Annotated in this window: 22 protein-coding genes; 16 read left to right on the top strand and 6 right to left on the bottom strand. The window is 60.0% G+C overall.

Annotation, left to right across the window (positions count from 1 at the left end; genetic code table 11):
- The first annotated feature begins 85 nt into the window (after positions 1-85).
- The 4 genes from ATI02_RS20735 (at position 86) to ATI02_RS20720 (ending at position 3,454) form a co-directional block, all read left to right on the top strand.
- A complete protein-coding gene (locus tag ATI02_RS20735; protein ID WP_095189265.1) occupies positions 86-1,642 on the top strand; it encodes a bifunctional aminoglycoside phosphotransferase/ATP-binding protein in 1,557 nt (518 codons plus the stop codon).
- Between the two features lie 90 nt (positions 1,643-1,732).
- Entirely contained in the window at positions 1,733-2,077 is a 345-nt protein-coding gene (locus tag ATI02_RS20730) for a pentapeptide repeat-containing protein (protein ID WP_095189266.1), read from the top strand.
- Between the two features lie 287 nt (positions 2,078-2,364).
- Complete coding sequence (locus ATI02_RS20725) at positions 2,365-2,637, top strand: TfoX/Sxy family protein (RefSeq protein ID WP_064392505.1); 273 nt, start codon at positions 2,365-2,367, stop codon at positions 2,635-2,637.
- 16 nt (positions 2,638-2,653) lie between these two features.
- Positions 2,654-3,454, top strand: coding sequence for a Crp/Fnr family transcriptional regulator (locus tag ATI02_RS20720; protein WP_100847204.1), 801 nt, complete (start codon positions 2,654-2,656; stop codon positions 3,452-3,454).
- A 226-nt stretch (positions 3,455-3,680) separates the two neighbouring features.
- Here the strand turns inward: ATI02_RS20720 and ATI02_RS20715 are convergent, their stop codons facing one another.
- Genes ATI02_RS20715 through ATI02_RS20700 form a run of 4 tightly spaced genes read right to left on the bottom strand, consistent with a single transcriptional unit; the run spans position 3,681 to position 7,227 of the window.
- A complete protein-coding gene (locus ATI02_RS20715) occupies positions 3,681-4,532 on the bottom strand; it encodes a ChaN family lipoprotein (RefSeq protein ID WP_100847203.1) in 852 nt (283 codons plus the stop codon).
- Between the two features lie 21 nt (positions 4,533-4,553).
- Positions 4,554-5,321: a heme ABC transporter ATP-binding protein gene (locus tag ATI02_RS20710; RefSeq protein ID WP_100847202.1), complete on the bottom strand. Its 768-nt coding sequence runs from the start codon at positions 5,319-5,321 to the stop codon at positions 4,554-4,556.
- Positions 5,321-6,304 carry a FecCD family ABC transporter permease gene (locus ATI02_RS20705; protein WP_167394919.1) on the bottom strand — a complete coding sequence of 328 codons (984 nt, stop codon included), beginning with the start codon at positions 6,302-6,304 and terminating at the stop codon, positions 5,321-5,323. The genes ATI02_RS20710 and ATI02_RS20705 overlap by 1 nt, the downstream gene beginning before the upstream one ends.
- Before the next feature lie 50 nt (positions 6,305-6,354).
- On the bottom strand, positions 6,355-7,227 hold the full coding sequence (locus tag ATI02_RS20700) for a heme/hemin ABC transporter substrate-binding protein (protein ID WP_100847200.1): 873 nt from the start codon (positions 7,225-7,227) through the stop codon (positions 6,355-6,357).
- 163 nt (positions 7,228-7,390) lie between these two features.
- On the opposite strand from ATI02_RS20700, the gene ATI02_RS20695 reads away from it, so the two are divergent.
- Positions 7,391-7,708, top strand: a complete 318-nt coding sequence (locus tag ATI02_RS20695) for a Rieske (2Fe-2S) protein (RefSeq protein WP_100847199.1) — start codon at positions 7,391-7,393, stop codon at positions 7,706-7,708.
- Here ATI02_RS20695 and sfsA read toward each other — a convergent pair.
- Positions 7,705-8,418, bottom strand: a complete 714-nt coding sequence (sfsA, locus tag ATI02_RS20690) for a DNA/RNA nuclease SfsA (RefSeq protein ID WP_095189282.1) — start codon at positions 8,416-8,418, stop codon at positions 7,705-7,707. The two genes, ATI02_RS20695 and sfsA, sit on opposite strands and share 4 nt — an antisense overlap.
- On the bottom strand, positions 8,418-9,590 hold the full coding sequence (locus ATI02_RS20685) for a pyridoxal phosphate-dependent aminotransferase (RefSeq protein WP_095189283.1): 1,173 nt from the start codon (positions 9,588-9,590) through the stop codon (positions 8,418-8,420). Before ATI02_RS20685 ends, sfsA begins: the two co-directional genes overlap by 1 nt.
- 334 nt (positions 9,591-9,924) lie before the next feature.
- On the opposite strand from ATI02_RS20685, the gene dksA reads away from it, so the two are divergent.
- The 11 genes from dksA to acs all read left to right on the top strand — a co-directional run bounded on the left by dksA (position 9,925) and on the right by acs (position 24,960).
- Positions 9,925-10,368 carry an RNA polymerase-binding protein DksA gene (gene dksA / locus ATI02_RS20680; protein WP_042561095.1) on the top strand — a complete coding sequence of 148 codons (444 nt, stop codon included), beginning with the start codon at positions 9,925-9,927 and terminating at the stop codon, positions 10,366-10,368.
- 204 nt (positions 10,369-10,572) lie between these two features.
- Positions 10,573-11,469 (top strand): tRNA glutamyl-Q(34) synthetase GluQRS, encoded by an 897-nt coding sequence (gene gluQRS / locus ATI02_RS20675; RefSeq protein WP_100848482.1) that lies wholly within the window; start codon positions 10,573-10,575, stop codon positions 11,467-11,469.
- 77 nt (positions 11,470-11,546) lie between these two features.
- Complete coding sequence (locus ATI02_RS20670; RefSeq protein ID WP_003176118.1) at positions 11,547-11,723, top strand: hypothetical protein; 177 nt, start codon at positions 11,547-11,549, stop codon at positions 11,721-11,723.
- Positions 11,707-14,661 (top strand): sensor histidine kinase, encoded by a 2,955-nt coding sequence (locus ATI02_RS20665; RefSeq protein ID WP_167394885.1) that lies wholly within the window; start codon positions 11,707-11,709, stop codon positions 14,659-14,661. Before ATI02_RS20670 ends, ATI02_RS20665 begins: the two co-directional genes overlap by 17 nt.
- Before the next feature lie 22 nt (positions 14,662-14,683).
- The gene (locus tag ATI02_RS20660) at positions 14,684-16,120 is read left to right on the top strand and encodes a sigma-54-dependent transcriptional regulator (protein WP_100847197.1); all 1,437 of its coding nucleotides are present in this window, start codon (positions 14,684-14,686) and stop codon (positions 16,118-16,120) included.
- A gap of 733 nt (positions 16,121-16,853) precedes the next feature.
- Positions 16,854-18,257, top strand: coding sequence for a polynucleotide adenylyltransferase PcnB (locus ATI02_RS20655; protein ID WP_095189287.1), 1,404 nt, complete (start codon positions 16,854-16,856; stop codon positions 18,255-18,257).
- Positions 18,258-18,260: 3 nt separating this feature from the next.
- Entirely contained in the window at positions 18,261-18,746 is a 486-nt protein-coding gene (gene folK, locus ATI02_RS20650) for a 2-amino-4-hydroxy-6-hydroxymethyldihydropteridine diphosphokinase (protein WP_100847196.1), read from the top strand.
- Positions 18,747-19,142: 396 nt separating this feature from the next.
- Positions 19,143-19,943 carry a 3-methyl-2-oxobutanoate hydroxymethyltransferase gene (gene panB / locus ATI02_RS20645; protein ID WP_100847195.1) on the top strand — a complete coding sequence of 267 codons (801 nt, stop codon included), beginning with the start codon at positions 19,143-19,145 and terminating at the stop codon, positions 19,941-19,943.
- Positions 19,940-20,800 (top strand): pantoate--beta-alanine ligase, encoded by an 861-nt coding sequence (panC, locus tag ATI02_RS20640; RefSeq protein WP_095189290.1) that lies wholly within the window; start codon positions 19,940-19,942, stop codon positions 20,798-20,800. The genes panB and panC overlap by 4 nt, the downstream gene beginning before the upstream one ends.
- Positions 20,801-21,144: 344 nt before the next feature.
- Positions 21,145-22,809 (top strand): glucose-6-phosphate isomerase, encoded by a 1,665-nt coding sequence (gene pgi, locus ATI02_RS20630; protein WP_095189291.1) that lies wholly within the window; start codon positions 21,145-21,147, stop codon positions 22,807-22,809.
- A gap of 213 nt (positions 22,810-23,022) precedes the next feature.
- Positions 23,023-24,960 (top strand): acetate--CoA ligase, encoded by a 1,938-nt coding sequence (acs, locus tag ATI02_RS20625; protein ID WP_100847194.1) that lies wholly within the window; start codon positions 23,023-23,025, stop codon positions 24,958-24,960.
- The last annotated feature ends 7 nt before the right edge of the window (positions 24,961-24,967 follow it).

Below are 24,967 nucleotides of genomic sequence, written 5' to 3'. Positions count from 1 at the left end.
ACAGGAGCGCTCCGAGGTTTGCGTAGCGCTGGCGAGCGGCCATAATGGCGACCTCGATTTCCCCCCAGTCTCTGAAGGATCGCCCGTGAGCCAATCACTGATCGTTGCCCTGCAAAACCCGGCCCTCTACCCGCACCCTGTTGAAGGGTTTCAGGTCATCGAAACCCATATCTCCTGGGTGATCCTCACCGGGCCCTTCGCTTACAAAGTGAAGAAGCCGGTTAATTTCGGCTTCCTCGACTTCACCCATCTCGAACAACGCGAGCATTTCTGCGGTGAAGAGCTGCGTTTGAACCAGCGCCTGACCGAAGATTTGTATCTGGAAGTGTTGCCGGTCACCGGTAGCGTCGAGGCACCGCAACTGGGCGGCGATGGCCCGGCCATCGAATACGTGCTGAAAATGCGTCAGTTCCCACAGACCGGTTTGCTCAGCACCCTGCAAGCCAACGGCGAGCTGACCACTCAGCATATCGACGAAATGGCTGAACAGATCGCCAAGTTCCACCTCACCGCGCCGAAAGTCCCAGCCGAGCACGACGCTGGCACCCCGGACAGCGTGATGGCACCGGTGTCGCAAAACTTCGAACAGATCCTGCCGTTCCTCAGCGACAAAAACGATCTGCTGCAACTCGAGGCTCTGAAAGCCTGGGCCGAAAGCAGCTTCGAGCGCCTAAAGCCGCTGTTCGCTCAGCGCAAGGCCGAAGGTTTTACCCGCGAATGCCACGGTGACATCCACCTGGGCAACGCCACCGTCATCGACGGCAAAGTGGTGATTTTCGACTGCATCGAATTCAACGAACCGTTCCGCTTCACCGACGTCTGGGCCGACACTGGCTTCCTGGCGATGGACCTTGAAGACCGCGGTCTGAAATCGCTCGCTCGTCGCTTCGTCAGCCAATACCTGGAGTTGACCGGCGACTATCAAGGCCTGGAAGTGCTGAACTTCTATAAAGCCTATCGCGCCCTGGTTCGTGCCAAGGTTGCACTGTTCAGCATGCCGGCAGACGCGACTCCGGTGCAACGCGCCACCACCCTGCGCCAGTACCGCAACTACGCCAACCTGGCGGAAAGCTACAGCACCATTCCTTCGCGCTTCATGGCCATCACCCACGGCGTTTCCGCTGTCGGCAAGAGCCACGTGGCCATGCGTCTGGTCGAAGCACTGGGCGCGATTCGTCTGCGCTCGGACGTTGAACGCAAGCGTCTGTTCGGCGAGCAAACCGTCGCCAATGATGTGCAGGCCGGCATTTATAGCGCCGACGCCAGCACCAAGACCTACGCGCGCCTGCATGAAATCGCTGAAGTCATCCTGCACGCCGGTTTCCCGGTGGTCATTGATGCGACCTATCTGAAGCGTGAACAACGCGACAGCGCGGCAAAAATCGCTGAAGCCACGGGTACGCCGTTCCTGATCCTCGACTGCAATGCTCCGCAAGCGGTGATCGAGAGCTGGCTGGCGATTCGTCAGGCCGACAAACAGGATCCGTCCGACGCTACGTTGGCTGTGATTGAAGCGCAACAGGCCAATCGCGAAGCGCTGACGCCGGAGGAGATTCTGCGCAGCAAACGCGTGCAGACCAATGAATCCGGCACGCTGGACACTGTCGTGGCGCAGATCCGCCAACGCCTGCCAGGCCTGTAAGAAACTATTTCGGCCGTGAAGCCCTCGCTTGCTTCACGGCCGCCAAATAGTGGCACTATACTGGCGTCATAAAACCAACGGTGATATGACATGAGCCAGCCGAAACTTCTCGATTCCCCGCTGTATGCCCTGCTGCACAAAGATGACATCACAGGTTTCAACAAGGAACGCCCGCAGGATGGCCCGATCGATATGGTCGGTGGCGACTTCCGTGGCCTCGACCTGCGTGAACTGAATGCCGATGGCGTGGATTTCCGGGACGCGTACTTCCGTTCTGCCGATTTGCGTGGCATCGACTTCCGTAACGCATCGCTGGAGGGCGCAAGCCTCGCCCATGCGCAGATTTCGGGGGCTTACTTCCCGCCAGAGCTCAGCGCTGACGAGATTTTGATGTCGATGAATTTCGGAACGCGTCTGCGTTATCGCACTCGCTGATATCTCTGACACCACACCCCACCCTGTGGGAGCGAGCCTGCTCGCGAAGACGGAGTGTCAGTTACCCTGATCGTGAAAGTAAGACCGCTTTCGCGAGCAGGCTCGCTCCCACATTTGATATTTGTTTGCCCCCTTCTTTCTGCGTTCGCAGGTCTTTCACCCCCTCCGGTTGTCGTTTCTTAGAAGCGTTTGCGTTGAATCCGACCAAACAACCACGCTTTTCCTACTGATGGCTACACTCCTGAGAAGCTCGCCCACGCACCATTCGGCCGTCGCAAGGAGGCTTGATGAATGATGAACTGCAACACCTGAAGAATCTTGGCAAGACGTCGGCGCAATGGCTGCATGCCGTGGGCATCCACAGCGCCTCCGACTTGCGTCGCCTGGGTGCGGTCGACGCCTACAGGGCCGTGCGTACCCGCGGGTTTCGTGCATCAAAGGTGTTGTTATATGCGATCGAAGGCGCGTTGATGGATGTGCATTGGAATGACATCCCTGCAGAGCGCAAGGACGCCTTGAACAAACAACTCGACGCTATTTCCTCACGTCACAAGAATTGAACGGGCACTGACCGCCATGTACCTGCTTGGGGAACAATCGGCTTTTGCCGACGCACTGATCAACCGTTTGCAGAACTTGCCTGCGCAATGGCTGGAAGGGCTTGCACAGTGCGGGCCGGCGCTTGAGCTGGAAATAACTGATGACTTGCTGGCGCCGTTGCCTGCCGATCAGGTGTTTCTGCTGACCGAAGGCGTGATCAGCGGCTACATCGGCGCACGGCCACTGTTTTATTGGCAGGAAGGCGATTTGATCGGCCTTCAGCGGGGCGACGCCTGGACCGATTGCCGTTTGTGCAGTGACGGGCCGCTACGCCTGCAGCCCTATCGTCGCAGTGACGTGTTCCAGCATTTGTTTGCCGACACCCATCGTGCGGATCAATTTGTCGAGTATCTGCTCGGACAAATGGCGATTCTCGTCCACGCTGTGGCCGAACTTAAACCGCGAGAGTTTCGCAGTACCAACGGTTTCAAACGGGTTGAAGCGGGTGAGGTGCTGATTCAGCAAGGCGATGCCGCCGATCACGTATTTGTGATCATCGATGGGCATGCCGAAGCCTTTGTCGATGGGCACAAGGTCGGTGAAGTGCCCAAGGATGAGATTTTCGGCGCCATGGCGGTGTTCACCGGCGAGCCACGCAATGCCACGGTGATTGCCCGTGAAGCGAGCACGGTGATGCTGATTCCAGGTGATCAGTTTTTGAGCATGACCCGCAGCAATCCGAAGATCGCCCACAGCCTGATCGAGAGCATGGCGCGGCGCATTAGCCAGCTCAACGGTCAGATCACCCAACTGACTGCGGCCAAAGGTCAGCGTTAAGTCCCCGTTTTCCGGGGCATTCCCGCCATATTGGCGATTAATTCAAGCAAATGAAAAAACAGTGGTTGACTCGGTAATGAGAATCGCTATGATTATCACAACTGGTCGCGAGATCAGTCGATATTCTGAAAAGCCCTTGGTTCGGACTCTCAGATTATCTCCTCATCAGGCTAATCACGGTTATTTGACCCGGTTTTTACCGGGTCTTTTTTTGCCTGTGGAAAAGTCATTGGCCGAACTGTTTGCGCATCTGCTCGCAATAATCCTGTTTCGGCTTGGCAGGTGTGTACCAGGCGTAGTCGGCCATCGCCGTACTGACCTCATCGCCCAGCTCTGCCAGCATCAACACTGTGGGGGACTGAGTCGCGCCCAAATCCACTGCATGCAGCGGCACTCCAACATCCTTGCGCGCATGCCATGCACCGGCCAGCAACAACGAGGGTGTGGGGGCTGCCAACAGACGTTCGGCCATGCGCCGATCACGCTGTTGCTGAACCGCCAACATCGCTGGCATCTGCGATTCCGGCAGCAGGCCACAATGGGAATCACTGATCTGCCCCAGCAAAACGGTTTTCACCGATTCAGCAGTGCTGCGCGGGCCATTCAAGACCGGCGGACTGCGATAGAAGGCGCGGATTTCGCTGTTATCCAGATTGGCTGCCAGCAGCGGATAAGGCTGAGCGAGGGCGACGCGAACGATCGGCCCATAGAGATTCCAGTCCCAACCGTCCTCCCAGGCCAGCGCACCGGGGAGGTCGGCGGGCGGAGAAGCCGAGCGGCGTAGCGCATCAATCTTCGGCTGCTGATCCGGCGTGAGCATTTCCAGTAACAGACTGCCCTGCGCTCGCCGCTCACCGAGAGACTGCAAAAGCCATAACTGCGTGGCGTGGTGATCGGCGTTGTCATGCTGCTCGCCTATGATGACTCGCTGCGTTTCAGCAAGGCGCGCCAACAGTTGTTGCGCCGTCAGCACCTCACCGCTGTGCAGATCACGAATTTCGCCACTGACCGGCGGCGGCACGGCCACATGCTGACACCCCGCAAGCCACAACACCGTCAATAACCACAGCCAACGCATGCAATCACCTCGACGAGAAAATCAGCGGGCGATGATCAGCGGATGCCCACGCTCCGGGTGCGGCTGCACCAATACTTCAAGACCGAACACGGCTTTGAGCGTATCCGGTTGCAACACCTGCTGCGGTGTATCCAGCGCTACCGGTCGCCCGCCCTCAAGCAGCAACACCCGATCACAATAGCGCGCCGCCAGATTCAGATCATGCAGGATGACCATCACCGCCGCGCCGCGATCGGCAAACTCGCGCACGGCCTGCAAGGTTGTGTGCTGATGCAGCGGATCAAGCATCGAGGTCGGCTCATCCAGCAGCAGCGTTTGCCCGGCCTGCCCCGGCCAGAGTTGCGCCAGCACCCGCGCCAGATGCACGCGCTGGCGTTCGCCGCCGGACAGCGCCAGATAGCTGCGCCCGCTCAGATGCCCGGCATCCGCCGCCGCCAATGCTGCGGCGACAATCTCGTCATCACGCACCCGACCGCTCTGATAAGGCAAGCGGCCCATGCCTACCACTTCTTCAACGCGAAAGGCGAAATCCAGCGTTGAAACCTGCGGTAACACGGCCAATCGCTGGGCGCGTTGCGTGCCCGTCCAGTGCGCCAGCGACTGACCATCAAGCGAGACCTCGCCCTCACTCGCCAGCAACTCACCGCACAAAGCGCCGAGCAAGGTGCTTTTACCGGCGCCATTGGGGCCCAGCACACCGAGGACTTCGCCGGATTCGAGTTGCAGGGTGACGTCGCTGAGCACAGTCTTGCGGCCACGACGGATATGCAGATTGTGCGCACGCAACATCAGGCACGCCCTCGCAGCAGCAGATAAAGGAAGAACGGCGCGCCAATAAACGCCGTGACGATACCGATCGGCAACTCCGCGGGAGCCAGCGCCAGACGCGCTACCAGGTCGGCCAGCAATAACAAGCTCGCCCCGGCCAGCACCGAAGCCGGCAACAACACGCGATGGTCGGGACCGGCGAGCAAACGCACCAGATGCGGCACCACCAGCCCGACAAATCCGATCATCCCTGCCGCTGCCACCGCCGCACCGACACCCAAGGCGGTACAGAACACCAACTCACGCTTGAGCCGCTCGACATCAATGCCCAGATGCCCGGCCTCCGACTCACCGAGCAGCAAGGCATTCAGCGCTTTCGCCCGACGCGGCAACCACAGCGCAACGCCGGCACTGATAATCAGCAACGGCCACAACCGCGCATAACTGGCGCCATTGAGACTGCCCAGGTTCCAGAACGTCAGCGTACGCAGGGTCGCGTCGTCCGCCAGATAGGTGAACAGGCCGACCGCCGAACTGGCCAGCGCGGTCAGTGCGATCCCCGCCAGCAACATGGTCGCGACATGGGTTTGCCCATTGCGCCGGCCAAGGCGATACACCAGCGCCGTCACCCCGAGCCCACCGAGAAACGCACACACCGACAACAGATAAGGCCCGAACCACTCCGGCAAACCGCCAAAAAACGAGCCGCCGACAATCGCTATGGCCGCGCCCAACGCCGCGCCACTGGAAACCCCGACCAGCCCCGGATCCGCCAGCGGATTACGGAAAAGCCCCTGCATTGCCACGCCCGACAGGGCCAGCACGCCGCCGACCGCCAGCCCGAGCAACGTTCGCGGCAGACGAATCTGCCCGAGGATCAGCTCAGCCTGCTCCAGGCCTTCCGGCGCCAGCGGCACGCCGATCAGGCGCAACGCCGCGCGTAGCGTATCGAGCAATGGCAAGCTGACCGGCCCCAGCGCCAGCGATAACCAGATCGCCAGCAAACACAGGAGCGTCAGGCCAATGAACAGGCCACGGGGTTTGACCAATGTGGTCATTGGCCGCTCTTGGCCGGGTAGAAACCGTCAGACAGGGTTTTCAACGCCGCCGGCAATCGCGGTCCGAGCCCGCCAACCAACAAAGTCGGATCGAGCTCCAGCACCCGCCCGGCCTTGGCCGCACGGCTTGAATTGAGAATCGGGTTTTCCTTGAACAGTGCAGCCTTGGCCGCCTCGCCGGTCAAGGCCCGGTCGGCGAATACCAGCACTTCAGGATCGAGGCTGGCGAGGGATTCCACGGAGAATGGTTTGTAACCGGTGTGCGTCGCCAGGTTACGCCCGCCCGCCTGTTGCAGCAGCCAGTCGGCGGCGGTGTCCTTGCCGGCGATCAGCGGTTTGCCCCCGGCGTGTCCCAGCAATAAAATAACACCCGGCGATTTGTGTTTGGACTGCGCGTCAGTCACCCGCGTTTTCTGCGCGTCGAGTTGCTGTTGATAACGTTGCAGCAGTTGGGCCGCTTGCGCCTCAGCGCCGAGCAACTGGCCAAGATGAGTGACGTTTTTTTCCAGCGTTGGCAGATCCGGTTGGGCCGAGAACAACTCCACCTGAACCTTGGCTGCCTTGACTTGAGCAAGCACGGGCGGCGGGCCCATTTCTTCAGTGCCGATGAGGATGTCCGGGCGCAGGCTGAGAATACCCTCGGCGGAAAGGCTGCGCTGATAACCAATGCTCGGCAGCGCCTTCAAGGCGTCGGGATGCTGGCTGGTGGTATCGACGCCGACCAGTTTTGACTCGCCGCCCAACGCACTGACCCACTCCGACAGCGCACCGCCGGCACTGACCCAGCGTTGCGGCAATTCGGCTGCCGTAGCCTGGTGGCTGGCGAGAAGTCCGACACACAGCACAGCAACGCGGGTACTCAGGCGCATACACAGCTTCCATTAACAAGGTTTCCCGGGCGTCAGGATCACAGGCCAAGTATCCTCGGCATCTGGCCGGCGCCCACGGGTGAAGGCCGCCATTTGATAATTGTTTGCATTTAAACGTCAAGCTCGGACATATCCGGACACGAGCAGACACAAGAGGATAGCCATGAAGTTTCTGTGCGCGGGCAATGATCTGCCCGAGGCCGGCAGTCGTGGGTTTGAGATCGACGGCAAAAAGCTGTTTGCCGTGCGCCGCAACGGTCAGGCGTATGTCTACCTGAATCGCTGCCCGCACCGCGGCGTGGGCCTGGAATGGCACCCCGACCAGTTTCTCGACCCGAGTAACAGCCTGATCCAGTGTGCCACCCACGGCGCACTGTTTCTGATCGAGGACGGTGAATGCGTTTCCGGGCCCTGCGCCGGGCAAGCGTTGACGGCTGTTGCTTGCCGCGAAGACGCACAGGGCCTGTGGATCGATGTTTAGCCGTTGAGCAACACGTCCAGTCGGCGGTCGATCACCATCTCTTCATGGTTGAGCCGAACGCCATAAGCCAGGACTTCAACGCCACAGGCCACCGCCTCGCGCAGCGCCTCTGCATAGGCCGAATCGATTTCCACCGCAGGACGCACCGCTTCAATCCCGGTGAGGTTCACGCAATACAACTGCACCGCACGAATCCCGTCCCGCGCCAGATGCGCCAACTCACGCAAATGCTTGGCGCCGCGCTGGGTAACTGCATCGGGAAATGCCGCCACATTGGTGCCATCGAAGCCCAGAGTGACGCTTTTCACTTCGACATAAGCCGGGCCGCTCGGGTATTCGAGGCGAAAGTCGATGCGGCTTTTTTCCTGCCCGTAAGCCACTTCACGCTTCAACGCAGTAAAGCCGTTCAACTCACTGATGACGCCTGCCTGCAAGGCCTCTTCCACCAGCCCGTTGGCGCGCCCGGTGTTCACACAAAACAACCGCCCTTGCGGGGTTTCGCCGATTTCCCAGGTGCCGGGCAATTTACGCTTCGGGTCGTTGGAGCGGCTGAACCAGACTTGGCCGCCCTCGACCTGACAATTGAGCATCGAGCCGGTGTTCGGGCAGTGAATGGTCAGCAACTCGCCGGTAACAGTCTCGATATCGGCGAGAAAACGCTTGTAACGACGGATCAGTCGCGCCTCTTCCAGAGGTGGATAAAAACGCATCAGCCTTGCCAGCTCTTCAAGCCACGCGCAATCCGCTCCACCGCTTCCTGTAAGCGCGAAAGGTTTTGCGTGTAGGCAAAACGCACATGGTGACTGGCCTGATAACGACCAAAATCCAGCCCCGGGGTAAATGCAACGTGCTCGGTTTCAAGGAAATGACGACAGAACGCGAAGGCATCGCCGCCGAACTTGCTGATATCGGCATACAAGTAGAATGCGCCTTCAGGCTCCACAGCGATGTTGAATCCCAACTCGCGCAGGGCCGGCAGAAGGAAGTCCCGACGACGTCCGAATTCGGCGCGGCGTTCTTCGAGAATTGCAATGGTGTCCGGCTCAAAACAGGCCAGCGCCGCATACTGGGCCATGCTTGGCGCGCTGATGTAGAGGTTCTGTGCCAGCTTCTCCAGCTCACTCACCGCAGCGTCCGGCGCTACCAGCCAGCCCAGACGCCAACCGGTCATGCCGAAGTATTTGGAGAAACTGTTGAGGACGAAGGCGCTGTCGTCGACTTCCAGAACACTCGCCGCGTCGGTGCCATAGGTCAGGCCGTGATAAATCTCGTCCACGACCAGATGCCCATGTCGCGCCTTGATGGCTGTGGATAACCCGGCCAGTTCGTCGCGGGTCAGGATCGTCCCGGTCGGGTTGGCCGGCGAGGCCACCAGTGCGCCGACGCTATCGTGATCCCAGTGCCGCTCGACCAGATCCGGCGTCAGCTGATAACGCACGTCCGGCCCGACAGGAACAAGTTGCGCCGCGCCTTCGACCAGGCGCAGAAAGTGTCGGTTACACGGATAACCGGGATCGGCCAGCAACCAGTGCTTGCCGGGATCGACCAGCAATGCGCTGGCCAGCAACAAGGCGCCGGAGCCACCCGGGGTGATCAGAATCCGCCGCGGGTCGATGTTCAGTCCATAGCGAGATTGGTAAAAACCGGAAATCGCCTCACGCAATTCAGGAATGCCGCGCGCCGCGGTGTAACGGGTCTTGCCCGCGGTCAGCGCCGCTTGCCCGGCACGGATGATCGGCTCGGCCGTGGTGAAGTCCGGCTCGCCGATCTCCAGATGGATCACGTCGTGCCCGGCGGCCTGCAACTCGTTGGCCCGCGCCAGCAGCGCCATCACATGGAACGGTTCGATCGCACGACTGCGCGCACTGTAGGGCTGAGCCATTGGCCTTCCTTCGACGGGGGAAAAGAAACGATTCTACCCATCTGCCGGAACGAGCGAGAACCCGTAGCGGTCACAGCCTCAAGAACTCTGGAATGTAATGACACGCGCGTACCCTCCAGGATTGACTAAAATCAGTGATTGAACAGGTCTCCCACACCGCCAGACACGGCTTGCCAAACATTTGCAAGCGCCACCCGCCGGGGCCTCGACATCCGGGAGTAGCGCAGGCCGAATTGATCTGGTAAGTTCGCCCGCTTGCAGCCGCAGGGCCGGCAGGTGTCGGTGATGGAGCAATCCTGCGCAATGGATTACAAGAGTAGAGGCGGTCCATTTCATGCCCACCCAAGCAAAGCAACAGGCTAATCCGACCGTCAGCGGTTTCGAACCTTATGTTCAGGCCAAAGACGAAGAGTACATGGGCGCTCCGATGCGCGCCCACTTCACCAAGATCCTGAACAAGTGGAAGCAGGACTTGATGCAGGAAGTCGACCGTACTGTCGACCACATGAAAGACGAAGCGGCCAACTTCCCTGACCCGGCCGACCGTGCCAGCCAGGAAGAAGAATTCGCCCTGGAGCTGCGCGCCCGCGATCGCGAGCGCAAGCTGATCAAGAAGATCGACAAGACGCTTGATCTGATCCAGAACGAAGATTACGGCTGGTGCGAATCCTGCGGCATCGAGATCGGCGTCAAGCGCCTCGAAGCACGCCCTACAGCCGACATGTGCGTCGACTGCAAGAACCTCGCTGAAATCAAGGAAAAGCAGGTCGGCAAGTAATCTCGGCCTGAACCAAAAACGGAGCGTGCGAACGCTCCGTTTTTGTTTCTGCCTTTTGCCTGCCTTCTCTGCCGTTGTGGGAGGGGGCTTGCTCCCGAATGCGGTGTGTCATAAACAGAGATGTTGACTCATCAACCGCATTCGGGAGCAAGCCCCCTCCCACAAAGGTAATGTGCGCGAAACCTGAAAAGTTATATGGCTCCCATGACTGCCAAGACATCCCCCGCCTACATCGGCCGCTTCGCCCCAACCCCCAGTGGCCATCTGCACTTCGGCTCACTGGTCGCCGCCCTCGCCTCTTATCTCGATGCGCGCTCGGTGGATGGCCGCTGGCTGGTGCGCATGGAAGATCTCGATCCGCCCCGGGAAGAGCCCGGCGCGCAGGGGGCGATCCTCAAGGCGCTGGAAAGCTACGGTTTCGAATGGGACGGCGCGATGGTGCGCCAGAGCGATCGGCATGAGGCTTATGCCGAAGTGCTCAACAGCCTGTTCAATCATGGCCTGGCCTACGCTTGCACTTGCTCGCGCAAACAACTGGAGCCCTATCACGGGATTTATCCGGGCCTGTGCCGCAACGCCGGCCACGACCAGCAAGATGCGGCGATCCGCCTGCGCGTGCCGGAACTGGAATACCACTTCATCGACCGGGTGCAGGGCAAATACCGTCAGCATCTGGGCCGCGACGTCGGCGATTTCGTCATTCGCCGTCGCGATGGACTCTACGCTTATCAATTGGCCGTGGTCCTCGACGATGCCTGGCAAGGCATCACCGACATCGTGCGCGGCGCCGACCTGCTCGACTCGACGCCGCGCCAGCTCTATCTGCAAGAACTGCTGGGCCTGCGCCAGCCGCGCTACCTGCACCTGCCCTTGATCACCCAGCCGGATGGCAACAAGCTCGGCAAGTCTTACCGCTCGCCACCACTTGAAGCTGATCAAGCCACGCCGTTGCTGCTGCGGGCTCTGCGCGCACTGGGGCAAGCCCCCGGCGCCGAACTCGAACACGCCTCACCCAAAGAGCTGCTCAACTGGGGCAAGGCCCACTGGGATGCCGCGAAAATCCCGCGCACACTGACCCTGCCCGAAGCACAACTGCTGTGACGACACTTGCAGTCACGCCGCCATCCGTTACCATCGCCGCACGTTTTCGGGCACGCGCATAAAAAAGAGAGGCCGGGATGTACATCTATCGCTTGGTCCTGCTTTTGGTCGTGGGGATCTATCTGTTTTCTCCCGCCATCATGGATTGGTGGATCGACGCTACGGGCGCCTGGTATCGCCCCTATCTGCTCTGGCTGATCCTGATTGTCGTGACCTTCATCCTGCAGAGCCAAAAAGATGCCGATGAGCTTTAGCCTGACCCAGATGATCCTGGTCAGCGCCGCCTACCTGGCGGTGCTGTTCGGCGTAGCCTGGATCAGCGAACGGGGCATGATCCCGCGGGCGATCATTCGCCATCCGCTGACCTACACCCTGTCGCTGGGGGTCTATGCCAGTGCCTGGGCGTTCTATGGCACGGTCGGCCTGGCCTATCAGTACGGCTACGGCTTTCTGTCCAGTTATCTCGGCGTATCCGGCGCGTTTCTGCTGGCGCCGGTATTGCTCTATCCGATCCTGAAAATCACCCGCACCTATCAACTGTCGTCGCTGGCGGATCTGTTCGCCTTCCGCTTTCGCAGTACCTGGGCCGGCGCACTGACCACAATCTTCATGCTGATCGGCGTATTGCCGTTGCTGGCGTTGCAGATTCAGGCAGTGGCCGACTCCATCGGGATTCTGACCGGTGAGCCGATTCAGAGTCGCGTGGCACTGGCGTTCTGTGCGCTGATCATTCTCTTCACGATTTTCTTTGGCTCGCGCCACATCGCCACCCGCGAGAAGCACGAAGGGCTGGTGTTTGCGATTGCCTTTGAGTCGGTGATCAAACTGATCGCCCTCGGCGGCGTGGGCCTGTACGCGCTCTATGGCGTGTTCGACGGCCCGCAACAGCTTGAGTTGTGGTTGTTGCAAAACCAGACCGCCCTTGCCGCATTGCACACGCCATTGCAGGAAGGCCCGTGGCGCACGCTGCTGCTGGTGTTTTTCGCTTCGGCGATCGTGATGCCGCACATGTATCACATGACCTTTACCGAAAACCTCAACCCGCGTTCATTGGTCAGTGCCAGTTGGGGTCTGCCGCTGTTCCTGCTGTTGATGAGTCTGGCGGTGCCACTGATCCTGTGGGCCGGCCTCAAGCTGGGTGCCACCACTGACCCGGAATATTTCACCCTCGGCATCGGCATTGCTGCCAACAGCAAGCCTTTGGCATTGCTCGCCTACGTTGGCGGCCTGTCAGCGGCCAGCGGGTTGATCATCGTCACCACCCTAGCGTTGTCGGGCATGGCCCTGAACCATCTGGTGCTGCCGCTTTATCAGCCGCCGGCCGAAGGCAATATCTACCGTTGGCTGAAGTGGACGCGTCGGGCGCTGATTGTCGCGATCATCATGGCCGGCTTCTGCTTCTATCTGCTGCTCGGCGCCGGGCAGGATCTGGCCAACCTCGGCATCGTGGCCTTTGTAGCGACTCTGCAATTCCTGCCGGGCGTGCTGTCGGTACTGTACTGGCCGACCGCCAACCGTCGCGGTTTCATCGCCGGTCTGCTGGCGGGGATTCTGGTGTGGGTAGTGACCATGCTGTTGCCGCTGGTCGGAAATCTGCAGGGCTTCTACATCCCGCTGCTGAACATGATTTATGTTCTCGACGACACCAGCTGGCACATGGCGGCCATCGCCTCGCTCGCCGCCAACGTCCTGATGTTCACTCTGATCTCGCTGTTCACCAACGCCAGCCCCGAAGAGGCGAGCGCCGCCGAAGCCTGCGCGGTGGATAACGTGCGCCGCCCGCAACGAAGGGAACTGCACGCCGCCTCGCCTCAGGAATTCGCCACGCAACTGGCCAAACCGCTGGGTGCCAAGGCTGCGCAGAAAGAAGTCGAACAGGCGCTGCGCGACCTTTATCTGCCGTTTGACGAGCGCCGCCCGTATGCCTTGCGCCGCCTGCGCGACCGCATCGAAGCCAACCTCTCCGGCCTGATGGGCCCGAGCGTCGCGCAGGACATGGTCGAAACCTTCCTGACGTACAAGGCTGGCGGCGAAAACTATGTCACCGAAGACATTCACTTCATCGAAAGCCGCCTTGAGGATTACCACTCACGCCTCACAGGTCTTGCCGCCGAACTCGACGCCCTGCGCCGCTACCACCGTCAGACGTTGCAGGAACTGCCGATGGGCGTCTGCTCGCTGGCCAAGGATCAAGAGATCCTCATGTGGAACAAGGCCATGGAAGAGCTGACCGGCATCGCCGCCCAGCGCGTGGTCGGCTCGCGCCTGAGCACGATCGGCGATCCGTGGAAAGAATTGCTCCAGGGCTTTATCAATCTGCCCGACGAACATTTGCACAAACAGCATTTGGCCCTCGATGGCCAGACCCGTTGGCTGAACCTGCACAAAGCGGCGATCGACGAACCGCTGGCACCGGGTAACAGTGGTCTGGTGTTACTGGTTGAAGATCTCACCGAAACCCAGATGCTCGAAGACAAACTGGTGCACTCCGAGCGCCTGGCCAGCATCGGCCGCCTCGCAGCGGGTGTGGCTCACGAAATCGGCAATCCGATCACCGGCATCGCCTGTCTGGCGCAGAACCTGCGCGAAGAGCGCGAGGACGACGGCGAACTGACCGAGATCAGCGGACAGATTCTCGAACAGACCAAACGCGTGTCGCGCATTGTTCAGTCGCTGATGAGTTTTGCCCATGCCGGCAGCCATCAGCACAGCGACGAGCCCGTTTGTCTGGCGGAAGTGGCTCAGGACGCCATCGGCCTGCTGGCCTTGAACCGACGCAATTTCGAAGTGCAGTTCTACAACCTGTGCGACCCGGATCACTGGGTCGAAGGTGACCCGCAGCGACTCGCTCAGGTCCTGATCAATCTGCTCTCCAACGCCCGTGATGCGTCGCCTGCGCACAGTGCGGTGCGGGTCAAGAGTGAAGCCGGCGAACACACGGTCGATCTGATCGTCGAGGACGAAGGCAGCGGTATTCCGAAGAACATCATGGATAGATTGTTCGAACCCTTCTTCACCACCAAGGATCCTGGCGAAGGCACCGGTCTGGGCCTTGCACTGGTCTATTCCATCGTTGAAGAGCATTATGGACAAATCACCATCGACAGCCCGGCTGATGTACAAAGCCAACGCGGCACCCGTATTCGGGTGACCTTACCGCGTCATGTCGAAGCGACGTCCGCTGTGAACTGAGACCGTCGAGAGTATCGAATCAATGCCGCACATTTTGATCGTCGAAGACGAAACCATTATCCGCTCCGCCTTGCGCCGCCTGCTGGAACGCAACCAGTACCAGGTCAGCGAAGCCGGTTCAGTGCAGGAAGCACAAGAACGCTTCACCATTCCTACGTTCGATCTGATCGTCAGCGACCTGCGTTTGCCGGGCGCTCCGGGCACCGAGCTGATCAAGCTCGGCCAGGGCACGCCGGTGCTGATCATGACCAGTTACGCCAGCCTGCGTTCGGCGGTCGACTCGATGAAGATGGGCGCGGTGGATTACATCGCCAAGCCTTTCGACCACGATGAAATGCTTCAGGCTGTCGCGCGGATCCTGCGTGACCGCCAGTCGGCGCCAGCCGTTGGCGAAGCGGTTGCCAGCAAGCCGGCCAATGGCAGCGGCAAATCCGCCGTCGACAACAGCAACGGCGAGATCGGCATCATCGGCTCGTGCCCGCCCATGCAGGATCTGTACAGCAAGATCCGCAAAGTCGCGCCAACCGATTCCAATGTCTTGATCCAGGGCGAATCCGGCACCGGTAAAGAACTGGTGGCGCGCGCGCTGCACAACCTGTCGAAACGCGCCAAGGCGCCGATGATTTCGGTGAACTGCGCAGCCATCCCGGAAAGCCTCATCGAATCCGAACTGTTCGGCCACGAGAAAGGCGCGTTTACCGGTGCCAGCGCCGGTCGCGCCGGTCTGGTGGAAGCGGCGGACGGCGGCACATTGTTCCTCGACGAAATCGGCGAATTGCCACTGGAAGCTCAGGCTCGTTTGCTGCGCGTGTTGCAGGAAGGCGAGATTCGCCGGGTCGGCTCGGTGCAGTCGCAGAAGGTCGATGTGCGTTTGATCGCTGCGACCCACCGCGATCTCAAGAGCCTGGCGAAAATCGGCCAGTTCCGTGAAGACCTTTATTACCGTCTGCACGTGATCGCGTTGAAACTGCCGGCCCTGCGCGAGCGTGGCGCCGACGTCAACGAAATCGCCACTGCCTTCCTCGCTCGTCAAAGTGCGCGCATCAACCGTACCGACCTGAAATTTGCTGCCGATGCCGAACAGGCCATCCGTCACTATTCCTGGCCGGGTAACGTGCGTGAACTGGAGAACGCCGTCGAGCGCGCGGTGATTCTCAGCGAGAGCCCGGAAATCTCCGCCGATCTGCTGGGCATCGATATCGAGCTGAGCGATCTGGAAGACGACGAGTTCATCGGCCTCCCACCACAAACGGCAGGTAACACCAGCAACAACAGCCACGAGCCGACCGAAGATCTGTCGCTGGAAGACTACTTCCAGCACTTCGTCCTCGAGCACCAGGACCACATGACCGAGACCGAACTGGCACGCAAACTGGGTGTGAGCCGGAAATGCCTGTGGGAACGCCGTCAGCGTCTGGGCATCCCTCGACGCAAGACCGGGGTCGCCAGCGAGAGCTGAACGTTACCTGTCGAGTGCGCGGGTAACGCATGAAGATGTGAAAAAACTGTTACCTCAGTCCATTCACGTAACAGAAGCCGGGGTTATCGGTAACGAAACCCCGGCTTTTTTTCGCCACTCGAAAACGGTTATATCGACCTAACCCCTTGTTTTATTGGGCTTCGCAAAAGTTGGCACGCACCCTGCTATATGTTTGGTACAAGAACAATAAAAAGCAATGTACAAGACAATAAAAATAAGACGAATCGACTCACGCACAATAAAAACAAGACGGCGAGAGGCGCAGCTAACTGATTCTTTTGGAGAGGCGTTGTATTTGGGGCTTGCCCCACGACCAGGCCGAGAACAACAAAAACTGTCCTAAGACAGAGCCTGTACTGGTTGGATCGAGAGATCACTGCAATTCAGCGACCAAAGCAATCCGTTTGCTCTTGGCTCCCGATTGGGAGGGTCATGAAGGAAAAGCTTCATGGCGAGGGCACTCAACAAAAACAAGAAGCCCGAATCAATAATAAAAAGAGCACGCAACTACTTCTTGGGGAGCTTCGGCTCCCCTTGTAGTTTCTCCCGTCCGGAAAATCCTGCTGTTTTGCCCTCCTCGACCCTTGCAGCTTGCGGCTTACAGCTCAAATCTGCCGTGTCCTACACCATCCCCCGACTAAATGCTAGAATCTGCGCCCATCATGCGGTCATTCTTTGGTATGGCCGAACATTCCTTCAAACAGTGCATCCCATGCTGAAGAAGTTGTTCCAGTCATTCCGAACTCCCGTGCGTCGTACGCAACACATCCGCAGCACCCCTGAAGTGCTCAACAGCGGTCAACATTCGCTGCAGAAAACGCAATTCAGCCGCTATGCGGTGAATATCGTCGAACGCTTGCAGGGCGCCGGTTACCAGGCCTATCTGGTCGGCGGTTGCGTGCGCGACATGCTGCTGGGCATCACGCCCAAGGATTTCGACGTCGCCACCAGCGCTACCCCTGAGCAAGTCCGTGCCGAATTCCGCAATGCGCGAATCATTGGCCGTCGCTTTAAACTGGTGCATATCCATTTCGGTCGCGAAATCATTGAAGTCGCGACCTTCCGCGCCAATCACCCGCTAAACGAAGACGACGAGGACAGCAATCAGTCTTCGCGTAACGAAAGCGGGCGGATTCTGCGCGACAACGTCTACGGCACCCTGGAAGAAGACGCGCAACGCCGCGACTTCACCATCAACGCCCTGTATTACGACCCGGTCAGTGAGCGCATTCTCGACTACGCCAACGGCGTACACGACATCCGCAATCACCTGATCCGCCTGATCGGCGATCCGAAGCAGCGTTACCAGGAAGACCCGGTGCGCATGCTGCGGGCCGTGCGCTTCGCCGCCAAGCTCAATTTCGGCATCGAGAAACACACCGTGCAACCGATCCGCGAACTGGCGCCGATGCTGCGCGAGATCCCGTCGGCACGCCTGTTCGAAGAGGTGCTCAAGCTGTTCCTCTCCGGCCACGGCGCGATCACCTTCGAAATGCTGGTCGATCTGCAACTGTTCGAACCGTTGTTCCCGGCCAGTGCCGACGCACTGGAATACAACCCCGAATACACCCACACGCTGATCAGCGAAGCGCTGACCAACACCGACTTGCGCATCAAGCAGAACAAACCGGTGACGCCGGCGTTCCTGTTTGCCGCCATGCTCTGGCCTGCCCTGCCGGCCCGTGTGCTGCGTCTGCAAGAACGTGGCATGCCGCCGATTCCGGCCATGCAGGAAGCGGCTCACGAGCTGATCGCCGAGCAGTGCCAGCGCATTGCGATTCCCAAGCGCTTCACCATGCCGATTCGCGAAATCTGGGACATGCAGGAACGCCTGCCACGTCGCAGCGGCAAGCGTGCTGATCTGCTGCTGGACAATCCACGCTTCCGCGCCGGTTATGACTTCCTGCTGCTGCGTGAAAGTGCTGGCGAGCAGACCGATGGCCTGGGCGAATGGTGGACCGATTATCAGGACGCCAACGACAGCGAACGTCGCGATATGATTCGTGACCTCAGCGGCAAAGGTGATGACGCAAGCGGTGCTCCGCGCAAACGTCGCCGCAGCAGCGGCTCCAAGCGTAAGCGCACCGCCGGTGCTCCGAGCGCATCGGGCGAGTAAGGCATGGAACGTATCTACATCGGCATGGGCAGCAACCTCGCTGACCCGGCCGAACAATTGCGTAGCGCCATCGAGGCGCTGGGGCAATTGCCGCAGACTAGCCTGGCCGGCGTTTCCACCTTCTATCAAAGCGACTCATTGCTGCCGGGCCAACCGCGTTACACCAACGCGGTCGCGGCGCTCGACAGCTCGCTCGCCCCACTGGAACTGCTCGATGCATTGCAAGCCATCGAGAATGACCAAGGTCGCGAACGCCTCGAACGTTGGGGCCCGCGTACGCTGGATCTGGACATTCTGCTGTTCGGTGATCGACTGATCGACGAACCGCGACTGAAAGTCCCGCATTACCAAATTCAGGAACGCGCGTTCGTGCTCTATCCCCTCGCCGAACTGGCCCCGCACGATTTGCGTCTGGCCGACGGCCGCACCCTGCCCGACCTGCTGGCAGCCTGCCCATTCGTCGGTTTGGAACGCCTCCCGACAGATTGATTGCAATCCCTGTGGGAGCGAGCCTGCTCGCGAAAGCGGTGTGTCATTCAGCACTGTCTTGACCGATCCACCACTTTCGCGAGCAGGCTCGCTCCCACATTGGTTTATTGCATACGCTGGATTTTGTCGGACAAAAACCCCTCGAATCAGCCCCGCCGCGCCGCTGAATCGCATCAGTAACGCCGGTAACACTCGCCTCGTAACAACGCGGTAACACACGCAATTGACTTCCTGTTGGCTCATCACGACTATAGGCGTCCCGCTGCCGCCAACCCGGCACATACGGGCGCAATCCAGGCCTTATAAGCACGACAAAAGAGCGTGCGCCTGAGTAGATGAAGAATCACGCGCGTTACTCGCAGTAGTTTCCAGAGCGCCTGAAAGAGGATTTTTTACATGCCAGCCATCACCCTGACCACGCTCCAGAGCCTCAAGCAGAAAGGTGAAAAGATCACCATGCTGACCTGCTATGACGCGACCTTCGCCCACGCCTGCAACCAGGCCGGTGTCGAAGTGCTGCTGGTAGGCGACTCCCTCGGCATGGTCCTGCAAGGTCACGACAGCACATTGCCGGTGACCACTGCGGAAATGGCCTACCACACCGCTTGCGTCAAACGCGGCAACACCGATGCCCTGATCCTGGCTGACCTGCCGTTCATGGCCAACGCCACCCTCGAACAAACCATGACCAACAGCGCCATGCTGATGCAGGCCGGCGCACACATGATCAAGGTCGAAGGCGCGCTGTGGCTGGCCGAGTCGATCCGTCTGTTGGCCGAACGCGGTGTTCCGGTCTGCGCGCACATGGGCCTGACCCCGCAAGCGGTGAACATTCTCGGCGGCTACAAAGTGCAGGGCCGCAACGAGAACCAGGCGCGGCAAATGCGTGCCGATGCAATCTCGCTGGAGCAGGCAGGCGCGTCGATGCTGCTGCTTGAATGCGTGCCGAGTGAACTGGCTGCCGAAATCAGCCAGGCCGTGAAGATTCCAGTGATCGGGATCGGCGCCGGTAACGCCACTGACGGTCAGGTACTGGTTTTGCACGACATGCTCGGCCTGTCGATCACCGGCCGCGTACCCAAGTTCGTGAAGAACTTCATGCACGGTCAGGACAGCATCCAGTCCGCGCTGAAGGCTTACGTCAGCGAAGTCAAAAGCGTTACTTTCCCTGGGATCGAACACGGATTCTCTGCATGAACACCGTAAAAACCGTACGCGAACTGCGTGCCGCCGTAGCCCGCGCCCGTAGCGAAGGCAAGCGCATCGGCTTCGTGCCGACCATGGGCAATCTGCACAGCGGCCACGTGGCGCTGGTCACCAAGGCCACTCAACGGGTGGACTTCGTGGTGGCGAGCATTTTCGTCAATCCGCTGCAATTCGGCGCCGGCGAAGACCTCGATAAATACCCACGCACCCTCGCGGCGGATCAGGAAAAACTGCTGGAAGCCGGCTGTGATCTGCTGTTCGCCCCGACGGTCGAAGAAATGTACCCCGACGGCATGGCCGGGCAGACCCGAGTCAGCGTGCCGCAACTCTCCGAAGGCCTGTGCGGTGCCAGCCGTCCGGGGCACTTTGAAGGTGTGGCGACGGTGGTCAGCAAATTGTTCAACATGGTCCAGCCGGATCTGGCGATTTTCGGCCAGAAGGACTACCAGCAACTGGCGGTGATCCGCGCGCTGGTGCATGACCTGAACATGCCGATCCAGATTATCGGCGAGCCGACAGTGCGCGCCGCCGATGGCCTGGCGCTGTCCTCGCGCAACGGGTTCCTCAACGAGGAACAACGTGCGGTGGCACCGGTGGTCTACCGCACGCTGAGCACGATTGCCGAGTCGATCAAGCAAGGTCAGCGGGATTTCCCGGCGCTGATCAGTGCGCAGTTGCAACAGCTGGAAGCCGCCGGCCTGCGTCCCGATTACCTGGAAATTCGCCATGCCCTGACCTTGCGTCCGGCGACGGCCGAAGATCGCGACCTGGTGATTCTGGTGGCGGCGTTCCTCGGCACCACGCGGTTGATCGATAACCTGCACCTGAATCTCGATACACCCGCTTAAAAACACTGCAATACCCGTGTGGGAGAGGGCTTGCTCGCGAATGCAATCTGTCAGATGACCAAGATGTCGACTGATATGACGCCTTCGCGAGCAAGCTCGCTCCCACAGTCGTTTGTGCTCAATTGAGGCTCGCTACCCTCCGTTTGTCGGCTCGCTCCCGGTATCAATGTTAAAAAAGTACAGGGATCGGGTCAGACAAAGTCAAGACAGAACGCAGCGCGAGGTTTACTGTATTCGCCCTGTGTCCAGAAACCGTGGCGACGCAGTTGGCCCATGCCCAACCATGGCGTGCTGGCCTGTTCCGTGTTCAAAAGGCCGTTCAAGTAAAAAGGAAAACCGCAGCGATGGCGTACTACCGCACTCCTCATGACGTTACCGCTCTGCCTGCCTGGCAAGCGTTGAAAGACCACCGCCAAGCCATGCAGGATTTCAGCATGCGCGAAGCCTTCAACGCCGATCCGCAGCGCTTCAATCAGTTCACCCTCAGCAGCTGCGGCCTGTTTCTCGACTATTCGAAGAATCTGATCAACGCCGAGACCCGCAACTTGCTGGTGGGTCTGGCCAATGAAGTCGACCTGAAAGGCGCGATCAAAGCGCTGTTCGACGGCGAAATCGTCAACTCGTCCGAAGGCCGCCCGGCGCTGCACACCGCCCTGCGCCGCCCGGTCGGCGACAAGTTGTCGGTCAACGGCGTCAACGTGATGCCGGAAGTCCACAAGGTACTGAACCAGATTACCGATCTGGTCGGTCGCATCCACGACGGTCTGTGGCGCGGTTACACCGAGAAGCCGATCACTGACGTGGTCAACATCGGCATCGGTGGCTCGTTCCTCGGCCCTGAACTGGTGTCCGAAGCGTTGCTGTCCTACGCGCAGAAAGGCGTGCGTTGCCACTATCTGGCGAACATCGACGGCAGCGAGTTCCACGAGCTGACGCAGAAACTGCGCGCCGAAACCACGCTGTTCATCGTTTCGTCGAAATCGTTCAACACCCTCGAAACCCTGAAGAACGCTCAAGCCGCGCGTGCCTGGTACTTGGCGCAAGGTGGTTCGGAAGCCGAGCTTTATCGTCACTTCATCGCCGTATCGAGCAACAATGCCGCCGCCGTGGCGTTCGGTATCCGCGAAGAAAACATCTTCCCGATGTGGGACTGGGTCGGCGGTCGTTATTCGCTGTGGTCGGCCATCGGTTTGCCGATCGCCCTGGCCATCGGCATGTCCAACTTCAAGGAACTGCTGTCCGGTGCCTACACCATGGACCAGCATTTCCAGACCGCGCCGTTCGAACAGAACATGCCGGTGCTGCTGGCGCTGCTCGGTGTCTGGTACGGCAACTTCTGGGGCGCGCAAAGCCACGCGATCCTGCCGTACGACCACTACCTGCGTAACATCACCAAGCACTTGCAGCAATTGGACATGGAATCCAACGGCAAGAGCGTGCGTCAGGACGGCACCGCGGTATCGACCGACACGGGTCCGGTTATCTGGGGCGGCGTCGGCTGCAACGGTCAGCACGCTTACCACCAATTGCTGCATCAAGGCACCCAACTGATCCCGGCCGACTTCATCGTGCCGATCGTCAGCTTCAACCCGGTGTCCGACCACCACCAGTGGCTGTACGCCAACTGCCTGTCGCAGAGCCAGGCGCTGATGCTCGGCAAGACCCTGCCGGAAGCCGAGGCAGAACTGCGCGACAAGGGTGTGAGCGAGGAAGAAATCCACAAAATCGCACCGCACAAGGTGATCCCGGGCAACCGTCCGAGCAACACCCTGGTGGTCGAGCGCATCAGCCCGCGTCGTCTCGGCGCGCTGGTTGCCATGTATGAGCACAAAGTGTTCGTGCAAAGCGTGGTCTGGGGCATCAACGCCTTCGACCAGTGGGGCGTGGAACTGGGCAAGGAACTGGGCAAAGGCGTTTACAACCGCCTGGTCGGCAGCGATGAAACCACGGCTGACGATCCTTCCACCCAAGGCCTGATCAACTACTTCCGTGGTCGTCACCGCGGTTGATTTGAACGCACCGCTGTAACCCTGTGGGAGGGGGCTTGCTCCCGAATGCAGTGTGTCCTTCAGCAGAAATGTTGACTGACACACCGCATTCGGGAGCAAGCCCCCTCCCACAGTTATTTCCGGTGCATTCAACATCAGATTCCGAATCTGGCTTGAACCTGTTGACCGCTCGGCGCATCTTTATTCTTCGCACAACAAGAATAAGGAACCGTCATGTTCGATATCAGCACGTTCCCCAAAGCCGATGCCGTCCGCCGGGCTGCTCAGTTGAGTCAGGACGACTATCAGCGCCTGTACCGCGAATCCATTGAACACCCCAGCGCTTTCTGGGCCGAACAGGCCCTGCGCTTCCTCGACTGGAGCACACCGTGGCAGACCGTTCAGCGCTACGACCTGAAAGCCGGTGAAGCCGCCTGGTTTGCCGGCGGCAAGCTGAACGTCAGTTACAACTGCATCGACCGCCATCTCGAACAACGCGGCGATCAGACCGCCCTGCTCTGGGAAGGCGACGACCCTGCCGAATCGGCGCAAATCACTTATAAAAAACTCCATCACCATGTCTGCCGATTGGCCAACGTGCTGAAAAGCCGTGGCGTCAAGAAAGGCGACCGGGTCTGCATTTACATGCCGATGATCCCCGAAGCCGTCTACGCCATGCTCGCCTGCGCACGGATCGGTGCGATTCATTCGGTGGTGTTCGGCGGGTTCTCCCCGGATTCATTACGTGACCGCATCCTCGATGCCGATTGCCGCACGGTGATCACCGCCGACGAAGGCGTGCGCGGCGGTAAATTCGTGCCGCTGAAACAGAACGTCGATAAAGCCCTGCAAAATTGCCCGGCTGTCAGCACCGTCGTCGTGGTCGAGCGCACCCAAGGCAATGTGGACTGGGTCGAGGGCCGCGATCTCTGGTATCACCAGGCCGTGCGCGATGTCAGCGATGACTGCCCGCCAGAGCCGATGGACGCCGAAGATCCGCTGTTCATCCTTTACACCTCCGGCAGCACCGGCAAACCCAAAGGTGTGCTGCACACCACGGGTGGCTACTTGCTGCAAGCGGCGATGACCTTCAAGTACGTGCTCGACTACCGCGACGGCGAAGTGTTCTGGTGTACCGCCGACGTCGGCTGGGTCACCGGCCACAGCTACATCGTCTACGGCCCGCTGGCCAATGGTGCGACCACGTTGATGTTCGAAGGCGTACCGAGCTATCCGAACAGCTCGCGCTTCTGGCAGGTGATCGACAAACACAAGGTCAACATCTTCTACACCGCGCCCACCGCCCTGCGTGCGTTGATGCGCGAAGGCGCCGAACCGCTGAAGGAAACGTCGCGCCAGAGCCTCAGATTGCTCGGCAGCGTCGGTGAGCCGATCAACCCGGAAGCGTGGGAATGGTATTTCAACGTGGTCGGCGAACAGCGCTGCCCCATTGTCGATACCTGGTGGCAGACCGAGACCGGCGGCATCATGCTCAGCCCGTTGGTCAGCGCCCAGCGGATCAAACCGGGTTGCGCCACGCAACCGATGTTCGGCGTGCAGCCGGTGCTGCTGGATGAGCAGGGCAAGGAAATCAAAGGCGCCGGCAGTGGCGTGCTCGCCATCAAATCAAGCTGGCCGGCGCAGATCCGCAGCGTCTATGGCGACCCGCAACGGATGGTCGACACCTATTTCAAACCCTACCCCGGTTACTACTTCACCGGCGACGGCGCCCGTCGCGATGAGGATGGCGATTACTGGATCACCGGGCGTATCGACGATGTGATCAACGTTTCCGGCCATCGCATCGGCACCGCTGAAGTGGAAAGCGCGCTGGTGCTGCACGACAGCATCGCCGAGGCGGCCGTGGTCGGTTATCCCCACGACGTCAAAGGCCAGGGCATCTACGCCTTCGTCACCCCCATGAACGGCACCGAACCGAATGACGAATTGAAGAAAGAACTGCTGGCCCACGTCAGCAAGGAAATCGGCAGCTTCGCCAAACCGGACCTGATTCAGTGGGCGCCGGCCTTGCCGAAAACCCGCTCAGGCAAGATCATGCGCCGCATCCTGCGCAAGATCGCCTGCAACGAACTCGACAGCCTCGGCGACACCTCGACCCTGGCCGACCCGAGCGTGGTGCAAGGCCTGATCGACAAGCGCCTCAATCAGTAACACTTCG

It is taken from the genome of Pseudomonas baetica, assembly GCF_002813455.1.
GTDB lineage: Bacteria > Pseudomonadota > Gammaproteobacteria > Pseudomonadales > Pseudomonadaceae > Aquipseudomonas > Aquipseudomonas baetica.
Note: the sequence above shows the minus strand (reverse complement) of the source record. Positions and strands in the feature narration are given on the sequence as shown.

What these genes read in the sequence shown, in the direction of transcription:
- ATI02_RS20730 (WP_095189266.1), top strand. Translation starts at nt 1,733, where the DNA reads ATGAGCCAGCCGAAACTTCTCGATTCCCCGCTGTATGCCCTGCTGCAC.
- ATI02_RS20725 (WP_064392505.1), top strand. Translation starts at nt 2,365, where the DNA reads ATGAATGATGAACTGCAACACCTGAAGAATCTTGGCAAGACGTCGGCG.
- ATI02_RS20720 (WP_100847204.1), top strand. Translation starts at nt 2,654, where the DNA reads ATGTACCTGCTTGGGGAACAATCGGCTTTTGCCGACGCACTGATCAAC.
- ATI02_RS20715 (WP_100847203.1), bottom strand. Translation starts at nt 4,532, where the DNA reads ATGCGTTGGCTGTGGTTATTGACGGTGTTGTGGCTTGCGGGGTGTCAG.
- ATI02_RS20710 (WP_100847202.1), bottom strand. Translation starts at nt 5,321, where the DNA reads ATGTTGCGTGCGCACAATCTGCATATCCGTCGTGGCCGCAAGACTGTG.
- ATI02_RS20700 (WP_100847200.1), bottom strand. Translation starts at nt 7,227, where the DNA reads ATGCGCCTGAGTACCCGCGTTGCTGTGCTGTGTGTCGGACTTCTCGCC.
- ATI02_RS20695 (WP_100847199.1), top strand. Translation starts at nt 7,391, where the DNA reads ATGAAGTTTCTGTGCGCGGGCAATGATCTGCCCGAGGCCGGCAGTCGT.
- sfsA (WP_095189282.1), bottom strand. Translation starts at nt 8,418, where the DNA reads ATGCGTTTTTATCCACCTCTGGAAGAGGCGCGACTGATCCGTCGTTAC.
- ATI02_RS20685 (WP_095189283.1), bottom strand. Translation starts at nt 9,590, where the DNA reads ATGGCTCAGCCCTACAGTGCGCGCAGTCGTGCGATCGAACCGTTCCAT.
- dksA (WP_042561095.1), top strand. Translation starts at nt 9,925, where the DNA reads ATGCCCACCCAAGCAAAGCAACAGGCTAATCCGACCGTCAGCGGTTTC.
- gluQRS (WP_100848482.1), top strand. Translation starts at nt 10,573, where the DNA reads ATGACTGCCAAGACATCCCCCGCCTACATCGGCCGCTTCGCCCCAACC.
- ATI02_RS20670 (WP_003176118.1), top strand. Translation starts at nt 11,547, where the DNA reads ATGTACATCTATCGCTTGGTCCTGCTTTTGGTCGTGGGGATCTATCTG.
- ATI02_RS20665 (WP_167394885.1), top strand. Translation starts at nt 11,707, where the DNA reads ATGCCGATGAGCTTTAGCCTGACCCAGATGATCCTGGTCAGCGCCGCC.
- ATI02_RS20660 (WP_100847197.1), top strand. Translation starts at nt 14,684, where the DNA reads ATGCCGCACATTTTGATCGTCGAAGACGAAACCATTATCCGCTCCGCC.
- ATI02_RS20655 (WP_095189287.1), top strand. Translation starts at nt 16,854, where the DNA reads ATGCTGAAGAAGTTGTTCCAGTCATTCCGAACTCCCGTGCGTCGTACG.
- folK (WP_100847196.1), top strand. Translation starts at nt 18,261, where the DNA reads ATGGAACGTATCTACATCGGCATGGGCAGCAACCTCGCTGACCCGGCC.
- panB (WP_100847195.1), top strand. Translation starts at nt 19,143, where the DNA reads ATGCCAGCCATCACCCTGACCACGCTCCAGAGCCTCAAGCAGAAAGGT.
- panC (WP_095189290.1), top strand. Translation starts at nt 19,940, where the DNA reads ATGAACACCGTAAAAACCGTACGCGAACTGCGTGCCGCCGTAGCCCGC.
- pgi (WP_095189291.1), top strand. Translation starts at nt 21,145, where the DNA reads ATGGCGTACTACCGCACTCCTCATGACGTTACCGCTCTGCCTGCCTGG.
- acs (WP_100847194.1), top strand. Translation starts at nt 23,023, where the DNA reads ATGTTCGATATCAGCACGTTCCCCAAAGCCGATGCCGTCCGCCGGGCT.